The sequence below is a fragment of the Candidatus Paralachnospira sp. LCP21S3_A2 genome (assembly GCF_052118925.1).
Classification (GTDB): domain Bacteria; phylum Bacillota; class Clostridia; order Lachnospirales; family Lachnospiraceae; genus Lientehia.
Window position 1 is genome coordinate 212,254 of the sequence record NZ_JBQKGG010000002.1, and the last position, 12,755, is coordinate 225,008.

9 protein-coding genes and 1 tRNA gene are annotated in these 12,755 nt (G+C 49.9%); 4 read left to right on the plus strand and 6 right to left on the minus strand.

What is annotated here, in order from left to right:
• Positions 1–73 precede the first annotated feature (73 nt).
• A complete protein-coding gene (locus ACTQ3K_RS02950) occupies positions 74–1,705 on the minus strand; it encodes a YifB family Mg chelatase-like AAA ATPase (protein WP_441565592.1) in 1,632 nt (543 codons plus the stop codon).
• Positions 1,706–1,884: 179 nt separating this feature from the next.
• Entirely contained in the window at positions 1,885–2,829 is a 945-nt protein-coding gene (locus tag ACTQ3K_RS02955; RefSeq protein ID WP_441565594.1) for an alpha/beta fold hydrolase, read from the minus strand.
• Positions 2,830–3,074: 245 nt separating this feature from the next.
• On the opposite strand from ACTQ3K_RS02955, the gene ACTQ3K_RS02960 reads away from it, so the two are divergent.
• Positions 3,075–4,061 (plus strand): hypothetical protein, encoded by a 987-nt coding sequence (locus ACTQ3K_RS02960; RefSeq protein ID WP_441565596.1) that lies wholly within the window; start codon positions 3,075–3,077, stop codon positions 4,059–4,061.
• Between the two features lie 134 nt (positions 4,062–4,195).
• The gene (gene arcC, locus ACTQ3K_RS02965; RefSeq protein ID WP_441565598.1) at positions 4,196–5,128 is read left to right on the plus strand and encodes a carbamate kinase; all 933 of its coding nucleotides are present in this window, start codon (positions 4,196–4,198) and stop codon (positions 5,126–5,128) included.
• 143 nt (positions 5,129–5,271) lie between these two features.
• Here the strand turns inward: arcC and ychF are convergent, their stop codons facing one another.
• From ychF to ACTQ3K_RS02980, 3 genes are all read right to left on the minus strand, one after another.
• Positions 5,272–6,369: a redox-regulated ATPase YchF gene (ychF, locus tag ACTQ3K_RS02970; RefSeq protein ID WP_441565600.1), complete on the minus strand. Its 1,098-nt coding sequence runs from the start codon at positions 6,367–6,369 to the stop codon at positions 5,272–5,274.
• Between the two features lie 230 nt (positions 6,370–6,599).
• Positions 6,600–7,625, minus strand: a complete 1,026-nt coding sequence (gene queA / locus ACTQ3K_RS02975; protein ID WP_441565602.1) for a tRNA preQ1(34) S-adenosylmethionine ribosyltransferase-isomerase QueA — start codon at positions 7,623–7,625, stop codon at positions 6,600–6,602.
• Between the two features lie 116 nt (positions 7,626–7,741).
• Positions 7,742–9,004, minus strand: a complete 1,263-nt coding sequence (locus tag ACTQ3K_RS02980; protein ID WP_441565604.1) for an SH3 domain-containing protein — start codon at positions 9,002–9,004, stop codon at positions 7,742–7,744.
• A 214-nt stretch (positions 9,005–9,218) separates the two neighbouring features.
• On the opposite strand from ACTQ3K_RS02980, the gene ACTQ3K_RS02985 reads away from it, so the two are divergent.
• Positions 9,219–9,290 (plus strand) — tRNA-Arg (locus ACTQ3K_RS02985).
• Positions 9,291–9,507: 217 nt separating this feature from the next.
• Entirely contained in the window at positions 9,508–10,449 is a 942-nt protein-coding gene (locus ACTQ3K_RS02990) for a DUF5688 family protein (RefSeq protein ID WP_441565606.1), read from the plus strand.
• Positions 10,450–10,618: 169 nt separating this feature from the next.
• On the opposite strand, the gene ACTQ3K_RS02995 is transcribed toward ACTQ3K_RS02990, so the two are convergent.
• Positions 10,619–12,730, minus strand: a complete 2,112-nt coding sequence (locus ACTQ3K_RS02995; protein ID WP_441565608.1) for a polyribonucleotide nucleotidyltransferase — start codon at positions 12,728–12,730, stop codon at positions 10,619–10,621.
• Positions 12,731–12,755 lie beyond the last annotated feature (25 nt).

Below are 12,755 nucleotides of genomic sequence, written 5' to 3' on the forward strand. Positions count from 1 at the left end.
TCTTCTATATATAAGGGACATTTCTGAATCTCAGCGGTCTTACTTTTCTTTCCGCAGATTCCGATTATTCCCGCTAAAATCCCACACGTTCAAAATCTGCCCGGAAGCTCAGCGCCTCTTTTAAATGAACGGTTTCTACTGCTTCCGTACCCTCTAAATCTGCGATGGTTCTCGCCGTTCGCAAAATCTTATAATATGCTCTTGCACTGATCTCCATTCTGGAACACACCTGCTTCCAAAACTCGTCCTCTTCTTTTCCAAACATACAGATCTTCTCCAGCTTCCCTGCCGGCAGGGCCGCATTGACTGTAAACGGTTCGTTTCGCTGTTCTGCCCGCTTCTGCTGCCTCCGTCTCGCCGCTGTCACACGGTTTCGGATCGCCTCCGAAGTCTCCGCCGGTGCCGTTCTCTGTAATGTCCACACCGGCGGCGGCTCCACAATCACGCCAAGATCAAACCGGTCCAGCAGCGGCCTGGAAAGTTTTGCCTGATACCGTTGGATCTGCCAGTCACTGCATGTACATTTCTGGCGGTTCGGATAGCAGCCACAGGGACAGGGGTTCATGGCGGCCACCAGCATAAAATCTGCCGGAAATACAAAGGTTCCACCTAACCGGGAAACTACCACATTCCGTTCCTCCAGCGGCTGGCGCAGAGCCTCCAGTGCCCCTCTGGAAAATTCCGGAAATTCATCAAAAAACAAGATCCCATGAGTTGCCAGGGAAAAGACCCCTGGCTTCGGCGGCATGCCTCCTCCTGTCAAAGCTGTCACCGGGACCGTATGATGCGGTGCCTGAAATGGACGTTCCCAGACCAGCGGCTGATCCCCGGTGGTTTTCCCGCAGACGCTGTAAATCCGGCTTACCTCCCGGCATTCTTCCCAGGTCATAGATGGAAGAATCCCGGAAAGTGCCTTTGCAATCATGGATTTTCCGGCCCCGGGCGCTCCCACCAGGATCAGGTTATGGCCGCCCGCCGCAGCAATCTCCGCCGCCCGTTTTGCGGCCTCCTGTCCACGGATATCGGAAAAATCTACCGTTTCCCGATTCTCCTCCTGCTCCCGCTCCGAATCGCCGGTTCCACGTTTTCTGCTTTTCCCTCCTGCCGCCCCATGCTTCTGCTTTGTCTTTTCCAGTTCTTCCCGGAAAAACCGCTCCGGCTGTTCCGGCTCCGGCCGGATATTTTTCATCTGATCCGGTTTTTTCAATAACTCCAGAACCTGATTCAGATGGGAAACGCCGAAAACCGGAAGCTTACCGGCAGCCTTTGCCTCCCGCTCATTCTCTTTCGGAACGACTGCCATGGCCAGTCCTTCTCTGGCGGCACATTCCAGAATCGACATGACACCGGGCACCGGACGGATTTCTCCCTCCAGTCCCAGTTCTCCCACAAAAAGACAAGTTTCCAGTGTTTTCCCCGGAAATGCATCCAGCACAGACAAGGCGGCCACCGCAATGGGGAGATCAAATCCTGTCCCGGTCTTTCGCAGACTGGCAGGCGCCAGATTGATTACGATTTTCTTCGGCGGCATGGAAAACCCCATATTTTTCAGTGCTGTCCGTACCCGCCACATGGCTTCCCGCACCTCCGTAGACAACGCCCCAACCATATCTACTCCCGGAAGCCCGTTGCTTAAATCTGCCTCCACTGTCACAAGCCTGCCGTCCAGACCGTGAAGTACGGCACTGTATACTCTGCTATACAAACACACTCCTCCTTTTCTGAAGTTTTACTTTTAAACAGGAAACAATTCTTGAAGGGAAATATCGGTAACGATATGCTGATTTTTTTGTAAAAGATAACAGATATTTCTGAGAATTGAAATTTTTTGTTTCATAGGACCACTTTCCTATGAAACAAGATCAACCCGGATGGGGCCGGAGACTATTGTCTCCGCTCCTCCAGCCATGCATAAAGATCATCAAAGATCACTTCACGATCCAGTTCATTTAAAATCTCGTGACGGTCACCAGGATACAGCTTCATGCTCACATCCCGAAAGCCCAGCTTCTGAAACTGACGGAAACAAGTCTCCACACCTTTTCCGTAATTTCCCACCGGATCTTCCTCCCCGGCCACAAACAGCACCGGAAGTTCTTTATTCATCCGTGCAAAATCCTTTTCCTTCGCCAGATCTACCAGGATTGAAAAGAAATCCCGGTAGGCCCCGGCTGTGAAAATAAACGAACAGTAAGGATCCTGGTTGTAGGCATCCACAATCGCCTCATCCTTTGTCAGCCAGTCGTTTTCTGTCCGCAGTTCCCGGATCCTCCTGTTGTTTCCGCCCAGAGTTAATTTATAAAGAAGTTTACTCCGGTAACGGTCACCTCGGGTCTTACAGATTGCTTCCGCCAAAAGCTTTGCTGTCTGCACAGCAGCTAACGGCATGAACCCGGTTCCCATGATAATCGCGCCGTCCACCTTCCGACTGTATCTGGTCAGATATTTTCTGGTAAAATAGGAACCCATACTGTGCCCCATGATAAACAGCGGGACACCCGGCCAGAGCTCACGTCCGTTACAGGTCAGCCGGTATATATCTCCGATCACATGACGGTCGCCATCTTTCTTGGCAAAATATCCCAGCTCCGCCTCCGTCTCCGCCGTCTTTCCATGCCCCAGGTGATCATGTCCCAAAACCGCATAACCGCGTTCTGCCAGATAACAGGCAAAGGGCTCGTACCGCTCCACATATTCTACCATACCATGAACGATCTGCAGAACCGCTTTTACCTTCCCTCCCGCCGGCTGCCAGGAAATACAGTGAAGCGTCTGTCCCGGATTCCCGGAGGGCACCGAAAATTCTTCTTTTTTTACCGTTTCGTTCATAACCCCCGCTCTCCTCTCGTTTTTTCTCTATTCTAATCGTTCCAGCAATTCTTCGCAACCTGCTTTTTCTTAAATTTCTATAACCAGCAGCAAAAAGACTTGCAACAATCCTCATTTCCCGATAAACTGTAGATAACGGTTCAGGACCCACGCTATCGGCTCTGGATCGTTGTCATTTCTCTGCCCCGGCAGAAATCCCCCGCCGCCGTAATACAAGACGGCGCCGGATTATTTAAGGAGGAATTATGAAAAAAACATTATCCTGCCTGCTCCTTGCAGGCTCTATGCTGCTCACTGCCTGCAGTTCTTCCGGCAAGAAAACAGAGACCACCACAGACGCCGGACTCACATCCCGGCGTGCCACCGCCGAAGCTACTGCTTCTTCCGTGTCTGCAGATAGCGATATTACCGTCCCCCTGAAAGACGGTGATCTCCGTGCCATGCTCCTTGTGGATCCGGATGGAAACCAGTATTTCGTAGACATCCATTCCGGAAGCTTTTTCACCACTGCAATTCCGGACAACCTCACTGATGAAACCGGAGCTGCGCTCTCGCAATCAGATCTGACTGCCGGTGATATTCTGGACATCACCGGAGATGGGATCATGCTGGAAAGCTATCCCGGCCAGTATCCAGGTGTCACAAAGATGGTTCGTGTCAAGGACGGAACCCCTGAAGATGCCGCTGTTTATGCAGATCTCATCGACAGTGTCTACCGGCCAGCCGATCCTTCTGAACGTCCTTTCCTCAATGCAGATTATGAGGATGATCTTGCTGCCACTACCGTCATGCTGACGGAAGGCAATTATGACTGGACCTACACAAAAGCAGATGGAACCACAGCCACCGACCGTTCCTGCGGTTCCCATATTTTAGAGTGGGATACCTTAAATGATACCGTTCTGGCCGCCGGAACGCAGGTCTATTTCCGTTCTTCCAGCCAGCCGGCGCACCTGACCGTGACCCGTTTCCCGATCTCCCTCTGGAAAGGGTATCAGAACGGAAGCGCGGAAGGCTCTTCAGCTGCGGAAGAAGCCACCATTGCTGCCAGTGAGGCTGAAATCCGCAGAGCAGCTGAACAGGATAACGGCGAAGAAGTTCCGGTTTCGGAAGATGAATCCGGTTTCTATATCAGTGCTGATCCGGACTATGTCTATCTGATCTCCGCAACATGGCCCTCGGGAACCATCGAATACGGTTTCTATACAAGAGCACAAAAGACAACAAACTGATTGACAGTAAGCCTAAAAGAGTCCGACAGCTTTCGCTTTTCTCAAAAAACTACTAGGAAAAGCTCCGCCTGCGTGGTATACTGTGTATAAGATTTCATCGTGACAATACTATAATAGAAATGAGGGGAATCATCATGAACGATAAAAGGATTGTTGTTGCCCTGGGCAGAAATGCCTTCGGCACGCTGTTCCCGGATCAGAAAAAAGCGGTTGCAAAAGCCGCCAGCGCCATCGCCGATCTGGTGGAAGAAAAGTACCAGATTGCCATCACCTTCAGCAATGGTCCTCAGGTTGGCATGATCCATACTGCAATGACCGAATTCAGCCGTCTTTCTCCGGAGTATACAGTTGCTCCCATGTCCATCTGCGGCGCACTGAGCCAGGGCTATATCGGCTACGATCTCCAGAATGCGATCCGTACCGAGCTTTTAAACCGTGGGATCTTCAAGCCGGTTTCCACCATCATTACCCAGGTTCGGGTAGATCCTTTTGATGAAGCATTCAGCGAGCCTACAAAGGTCATCGGCCGTTATATGTCTGAGGAAGAAGCTCAGGCAGAGACCGCCAAGGGCAACTATGTTGTAAAAGAAGAAAACGGCTACCGTCGGATTGTGGCAGCTCCGAAGCCCATTGATATTTATGAGATCGATGCGATCCGCGCACTGCTGGATGCCAACCAGCTTGTTATTGCCGGAGGCGGCGGCGGAATCCCCGTTCTTCAGCAGGGAACCCGCTTAAAGGGTGCCAGTGCCGTCATTGAGAAAGATCTGACTGCGGCTCGTATGGCGGATATGGTTGACGCATCGACTCTTCTTTTCCTCACCGGAACAGAACAGGTAGCTATTAACTATCAGAAACCGGATCAGTTCTTTGTGGATGAATTAACTGCAGAAGAAGCAAGATCTTATATGGAAGATGGACAGTTTGAGGCCGGTTCCATGCTGCCGAAGATTGAAGCATCCGTGGAATTTGTTTCTGCAGACAAAGACCGCCGGGCAATCATCACCGATCTTTCGCTTGCAAAAGAAGCTCTTGCCAGAAAGACAGGAACGCTGATCCATAAATAAACAGGACGTTTTGTTTCATTGGCTTCAAACCGTATTCAATGAAACTGCAAAGGAATCAAAAATCCCTGGCAGAATGCCTTTCATTAAGGCCGTTCTTCCAGGGATTTTTTTTATAAAATCTCGTTTCTGCCTGCAATCAGTCTTTATACATTAAATCTGAACAGGATCACATCGCCGTCTTTTACTACATAATCCTTTCCTTCCAGGCCAACCAGGCCCTTTTCCTTTGCTGCCGCATAGCTTCCTGCATTTAACAGATCCTGATAATTTACCACTTCGGCCCGAATGAAGCCACGCTCAAAATCACTGTGGATCTTTCCGGCTGCTCCGGGTGCCTTGGTTCCTTTGGTGATCGTCCAGGCTCTCGTCTCCTTCTCTCCCGCTGTCAGATAACTGATAAGACCAAGAAGCTTATAGCTTGCACTGATGAGCTTGTCCAGGCCGGATTCCTTCAGTCCCAGATCCTCCAGGAACATCTTCTTCTCATCCTCTTCCAGCTCGGAGATCTCTTCCTCGATCTGTGCACAAATTACAAATACCTCGCTTCCCTGCTTTGCAGCAAACTCCCGAACCTGCTGCACATAGGGATTGGATGCGCCGTCATCTGCCACATCATCCTCGCTGACATTGGCTGCAAAGATCACCGGCTTGGCAGTCAGCAGATTCAGTGTATGAATAAATGTTTCCTCGTCATCATCCGCCGCTTCATAGGTAATAGCAAGGTTCCCATCCTCAAGATGAGCCTTCAGTCCCTTTAAAATCTCCAGTTCCTTTGCAAGCGCCTTATCATTGAAGGCCGCTCTTGCGGTTTTGGAAATCCGCCGTTCCAGGATCTCCAGATCCGAAAAGATCAGCTCCAGATTGATGGTTTCGATGTCACGGATCGGATCAATGCTTCCGTCCACATGAACAATGTTGCTGTTCTCAAAGCAGCGTACCACATGAACAATGGCATCCACCTCTCGGATGTTCGCAAGGAACTGGTTTCCAAGTCCCTCTCCCTTGGATGCACCCTTTACCAGACCGGCGATATCCACAAATTCAATGACCGCAGGTGTCACCTTTTTGGACTGGTACATATCGGCCAGAAGTCCCAGCCGGAAATCCGGAACTGCAACGACACCCACGTTGGGGTCAATGGTACAGAACGGATAATTGGCAGACTCTGCACCTGCCTTAGTAAGCGAATTAAACAGCGTACTTTTTCCTACGTTGGGGAGTCCCACGATTCCTAATTTCATCTCTATATATCCTCCTATTATGTATCTGTCTGTGGTCGTGCCAACACATGGACCGATCCGATCATCGACCACGATGTGTACTCAAATCAAAAAAATCTCAACACAGCATTTTGTATTATACCATGCCAAGACTTTTTTGTGAACATTTTGCTTAAAATTCTAATATGAATTCCGTCCTGTCTCTGTGGAAGGACCATAATTCCGGATTATTTTATCATTCTTCTGCGGTCTTATCGAATAAACATCGCATCCCCAAAGCTGAAGAACCGATACCGTTCTTTCACGGCTTCCTTATAGGCGGCCAGTACATGATCCTTTCCTGCCAATGCCGATACCAGCATCACAAGGGTGGACTGGGGCAGATGGAAATTGGTGATCAGGGCATCGATACACTTAAACTGATAACCGGGATAAATAAAGATCTCTGTCCAGCCGCTTTTTGCCTCCAGATGACCGTTTTCGTCTGCCGCGGACTCCAAGGTACGGCAGCTTGTGGTTCCAACGGCAATGATCCGATGTCCGGATTCTTTGGCACGGTTGATCTTCTCGGCTTCTTCCGGCTCGATCCGGTAAAACTCCGAGTGCATATGATGCTCCTCAATATGCTCCACCTTTACCGGTCGGAAGGTTCCAAGGCCCACATGGAGGGTCACACTGGCAATCTCCACGCCCTTTTCCTTGATCTTCTCCAGAAGTTCCTTCGTAAAATGAAGGCCCGCCGTCGGTGCTGCTGCCGATCCGTCGTACTTGGCATACACGGTCTGATAACGGTTCTTATCCTTTAACGGATGAGTGATATAGGGGGGCAGAGGCATCTGTCCCAGCTTGTCCAGGATTTCCTCAAAAATTCCTTCATAAGAAAACTGGATCAGGCGGTTTCCTTCCTCCACCACATCGACCACGGTTCCTGTCAGCAGGCCGTCTCCGAAATCCAGAACAGTTCCGACCTTTGCTTTCTTTCCCGGCTTTACCAGGGTTTCCCAGATATTATTGTCACGACGTTTCAGCAGAAGTACCTCAATAGAAGCTCCCGTATCCCGTTTCACGCCAAACAGACGGGCAGGAATTACCTTGGTATTATTGATCACCAGGCAGTCACCGGGAACAAGCTCATCAATGATATGCCTGAAAATGTCATGGCGGATCTCTCCGGTCGTTTTATCCAGCACCATCAGACGCGAGGCACTCCGATCCTCCAGAGGATCCTGGGCAATCAGTTCCTCCGGCAGTTCATAATCAAATTCTTTTACATCCATCTTCTTCTCCAGACTCCAGAAAAAGGGACGCAGCGCACGCCCCTCTTCCGGTTATTGTTTCTCTTCGTTTGTATTCTGTATCATGCTCGGATCTGTTTCCATTTAAGTCCGCCTGCTTATGATTCCGGTGCGGCGGTGGTCAGATAACCAGCTCCGATATAGCAGGTCTGTCCTTCGTAAACCACACGGCTCCAGCCATCGTTATATCCGGTCCGTTTAATGGATTCACCAGGTGCAAGAGCACCTACAACCTCTGCATTTGCATCAGGACTCTTCCGGATCCGGACACTTTCCTTTGCATAAACCGTTTCATCCACTTCGGTAAAACCGTCTCCGGCACTGGGCGCCGACATAGTCAGATAGCCGGCTGCAATATAACAGGTCTCTCCGTTGTACTCCACACGGCTCCAGCCGTCGTTATAGCCGGTTCGGTGAATGGCCTGGCCGCCTGCCAGCGTTCCGGCTTCCTCGCCGTTGGCATCGGGGCTTCTCCGGACCTTGACATTCTCTTTTGCATAAACCGTTTCATCCACATCTGTAAAGGCTCCGGGATCCTGCGGTGCTGCGGTTGTCTCCGGTGCTGCAGTCGTTTCCGGCACCGTTGTCTCCGGTGCTGCGGTCGTTTCTGCCGCCGTTATCTCGTCCGAAGAATTTCCATACAGCTTTACAACCAGTGCATTCAGAGCTTCATCAGAAGCCATGGCCTCTGTCAGGCGATCATCCGTTTCCTGCATCAGCTTCTTTACATCGTCCCTGGTATTGACCTGATCCATATAAGCCGCCACCTCACTGTCTGTAGCCTGGCTGTAGATATACATACCGCCTTCCTCATTGGTGCAGACATACAGACGGATCAGACAGGGAGCCGGTGTCTCCACATTGATAAACTTCATATCATAAGACACATACACGATATATGTACCGTCAACCAGTCCGTTCAGCGTATAGCAGCTGATATTCTCATAACTCTCGATGAATTCGCGTTCGGACCTGAGCTGTTCTTCCGAGATATTCTCAGTGGAATCAACCAGCTTGGAAATAGCCTCCACATCACAGTTTTCCACTGCTTCAAAGTAAGCCTTCACCAGGTTGTTGACATCCTGATTGGTATCCTTCTCAAGTGCGCCGCCCTGGCTTTCCGCCGCCGACGTTGTCACCTCAAATACGGTCGTACCCTTATTCGATCCGCTTTTCTTCATCTTTCCCACAACCACGATCACTACGATCACCATGACCAGTGCGATCACTGCCATGATCAAGTATTTCGCGTATATCTGCAGAAATTCCACTACTGGATTTCCTTTTTTTCTTCTGCGGCGGGAACTGCTTCGTTCCGAAGCTTCTTCTGTCTCTTTTTCTTTCGAGTTCAGTTCGTCCATAAAAACGCCTCCTTTTCGTATGCTTTGTGCTCCGTTTTCAGGCTGAACCGAACGCCCTTTTTCTGGATACACTGTTTTATCATACCAAAAAATTCCCTGAATTGCAACCTGCACACTGTTTTTTCACTTTTTCAAAAGATTTTTCCACTTTTTTTATTTTTCCTCTTGCTCTTCCGGGGAAAATAAGGTAGAATAGACTGCGTTGGACAATCATGCACCTGTAGCTCAGTGGATAGAGCAGTGGCCTCCGGAGCCACGTGCGGTGGTTCGATTCCACTCAGGTGCAGTCCTTCTTTCTTTTTTTATTTCTGCCGTTCGGCAATTATTTCCCGTAAAAACAGCTAATTTTATATGGGTTTTAAGTTTTTTTGTATTTCTCTTAAAGATTTCTGTTTCTGTCAGTCTTTTTATCTGCTTTTCTATTTGTATCCATTTTTTTATTCTCAGTTTTTCACAACTGATCAGTTTCTCCATCATTTTCTTTCATTATCAGGAGGTATCTTATGAATCTTTTGCAGTCCATGAACTATGAGGAATTTTTAGACCGGGTACGCACCATGGCCGAACATCGGACCGGTGGAGAAGCCCAGGTTACGATCCGCCCGATCCTGAAAAACAATAATCTGCGGCTGGATGGGCTTCTGATCCTTTATCCGGGCGAAAACATTTCCCCGGCCTTGTATCTGAACCAGTATTATGCCCGGTATCTTGGCGGCATTCCCATGGAAATGATCCTGGATGAAATCTTCGCCACCTATGAATCCTGCCGCTGTCCGGATCGGTTTGATCTGGATCAGCTCCGTGATTTTGATGCCCTGAAAAAACACCTCTCTGTTCGTCTGATCAGCCGTTCCGCCAACGAAGCGCTGCTTCAGACCGTTCCCTACATTCCGTTTCTGGATCTGGCGGCTGTTTTTTCTCTTACCATAGACACCGGCTCTCTCGGTACCTCGACCATCCAGGTCAGAAATGAATACCTGGAATTCTGGGACGTGGACACGGAAGTCCTGTATCGGACTGCCCTGGAAAATCTCCGCAGCCAGGATGCTCCTGCGTTCTTTCCGCTTTCCTCCCTGGCCGGCTCCTTTGGCGGAGAACAGATTCTTTCCACCGTCTATGTCCTTACAAACCAGACAAAGCTCTACGGCGCCGCCTTTCTGCTCTCGAAACGAACTCTGACAGCCTTTGCAGAGCGGCATGGTGATTTTTATATTCTGCCAAGCTCCGTCCATGAAGTGATCCTGGTTCCCTGCTCCACCGGCTTCTCTCCCGCTTCTCTCCTGGGCATGCTCCGCGATGTAAACCGGACAGATCTGGAAACAGAAGATATTCTTTCCGATAATCTTTATGTCTACCGCCGGAACGAACATTCCCTCGGGCTGCTGCTTGTCCATCCCTCAGACAGTGCGAAAAAGGAAACTGCCATCTGTACTGCGGATCATTGAAAACCAGCTGAACCATCGTCCTTTTCTTCGATCAGAATCTGTTTGTGTGCGGCTCCCTCACCACATACGAAAGCCGCCCCTTTCGGAACGGCTTTCTCTCCGGCCATACAGACCGGTTTTGATTCTGTTATTTTGATTTTATTCTTTTGATTCTGTTTCTTCCGGATGCTTATTCTTCCGTCTTTTCTGCTTCCTGCGCAACATCCTTCATGCTCAGGTTGATTCTTCCCATGCGGTCGATTTCCAGTACCTTAACGGTCACTTCATCACCGATATTCACGACATCCTCAACCTTTGCAACACGCTTCTGGGACAGCTTGGAGATATGAACAAGACCATCTTTATTGGGAGCCAGCTCCACAAACGCACCGAAGTTCATGATCCGGACAACCTTTCCGGTAATAATCTCACCGGGCTGTACATCATTAACGATGCGGTTGATAATGGTGATTGCCTTGTTGATCATCTCCTTATCAGTTCCACATACAGATACGGAGCCATCATCCTCGATGTCGATCTTCACGCCGGTTTCTTCAATAATTTTATTGATAACCTTTCCCTGCTTTCCGACTACATCGCCGATCTTGCTGGGATCGATCTGGATCTGGATGATCTTGGGTGCATACTGGCCAACCTCGGCACGGGGCTCTGCGATCACAGGCTTCATAACCTCGTCCAGGATATACAGTCTTGCTTCTCTTGTACGGGCAATGGCCTCCTCGATGATCGGTCTGGTCAGGCCATGGATCTTGATATCCATCTGGATTGCTGTAATACCCTTATGCGTTCCGGCCACCTTAAAGTCCATGTCGCCGAAGAAGTCCTCAAGGCCCTGGATATCGGTCAGTACGATGTAATCGTCATCGCTGTCCCCAGTTACCAGGCCACAGGAAATACCTGCTACGGGAGCTTTGATCGGAACACCGGCTGCCATCAGAGACAGCGTCGATGCACAAACGCTTGCCTGAGATGTAGAACCGTTGGATTCCAGTGTCTCGGACACGGTACGGATTGCGTAAGGGAATTCCTCCTCGCTGGGCAGTACCGGAAGCAGTGCTCTCTCTGCCAGTGCACCATGACCGATCTCACGGCGTCCCGGTCCTCTGCTGGGCTTTGTCTCGCCAACGGAGTAGGACGGGAAGTTGTAGTGGTGCATATATCTCTTGGAGGTTTCATTTTCATCAAGGCCGTCTAACTTCTGGCGTTCAGAAAGAGGAGCCAGGGTGCAGGCATTGAGAATCTGAGTCTGTCCGCGGGTGAACATACCGGAGCCGTGAACTCTGGGCAGGATATCGATCTCTGCTGCCAGCGGACGAATCTGTGTAATGGCACGGCCATCGGGACGCTTGTGATCCTTTAAGATCATCTTTCTTACAGTCTTCTTCTGATATTTATAGAGTGCTTCACCGATCACCGGTACCCACTCCGGATGCTCCTCGGCATAGCGAGCCTCCAGCTTGTCGCTCAGATTCCGGATATTCTCCTCACGAACCTGCTTTACATCGGTAAATACCGCGTTCTCCATTTCTTCTCCGGAGATGGTCTGGGTCATATCATCCCAAAGCTCTGCGGGAACCTCGCAGCTCTCATAGCTGTGCTTCGGCTTTCCGCACTCTGCCACGATAGTATCAATGAATTTAATAATATCCTGGTTTACTGCATGTGCAGCAAAGATTGCTTCGATCATCTTATCTTCAGGTACTTCGTTTGCACCGGCCTCGATCATGATAACCTTTTCTCTGGTGGAAGCAACGGTCAGAGCCAGATCAGATACCTTTTTCTGTGCTGCAGTGGGATTGAATACAAACTCACCATCGATCAGGCCTACCTGTGTGGTGGCAGTCGGACCGTCAAACGGAATATCTGAAATCGATACGGCAATCGCGGAGCCCAGCATCGCGGTAAGCTCCGGGCTGCACTGAGGATCTACAGACATAACCAGGTTATTTAAGGTTACATCATTGCGGTAATCCTTGGGGAACAGCGGACGCATGGGACGGTCAATGACTCTGGCTGTGAGGATCGCATTCTCAGAGGCCTTTCCCTCTCTCCGGTTGAAGCCGCCGGGAATCTTTCCTACGGCATACATTTTTTCTTCAAATTCAACGCTCAGGGGGAAGAAATCAATTCCCTCTCTGGGCTTGTCAGACGCAGTTGCGGTAGACAGAACTACCGTATCTCCATAGTGCATGAACGCTGCACCGTTGGCCTGTGCTGCAACACGGCCCACATCAACTGTCAGGGTTCTTCCTGCCAGTTCCATTGAAAAACTCTTATACATGTCTTTCTCCTTTTGATTTTAGTTG

Coding starts and splice junctions, on each gene's coding strand:
- ACTQ3K_RS02955 (WP_441565594.1), bottom strand. CDS start 2,829: ATGAACGAAACGGTAAAAAAAGAAGAATTTTCGGTGCCCTCCGGGAAT.
- ACTQ3K_RS02960 (WP_441565596.1), top strand. CDS start 3,075: ATGAAAAAAACATTATCCTGCCTGCTCCTTGCAGGCTCTATGCTGCTC.
- arcC (WP_441565598.1), top strand. CDS start 4,196: ATGAACGATAAAAGGATTGTTGTTGCCCTGGGCAGAAATGCCTTCGGC.
- ychF (WP_441565600.1), bottom strand. CDS start 6,369: ATGAAATTAGGAATCGTGGGACTCCCCAACGTAGGAAAAAGTACGCTG.
- queA (WP_441565602.1), bottom strand. CDS start 7,625: ATGGATGTAAAAGAATTTGATTATGAACTGCCGGAGGAACTGATTGCC.
- ACTQ3K_RS02980 (WP_441565604.1), bottom strand. CDS start 9,004: ATGGACGAACTGAACTCGAAAGAAAAAGAGACAGAAGAAGCTTCGGAA.
- ACTQ3K_RS02990 (WP_441565606.1), top strand. CDS start 9,508: ATGAATCTTTTGCAGTCCATGAACTATGAGGAATTTTTAGACCGGGTA.
- ACTQ3K_RS02995 (WP_441565608.1), bottom strand. CDS start 12,730: ATGTATAAGAGTTTTTCAATGGAACTGGCAGGAAGAACCCTGACAGTT.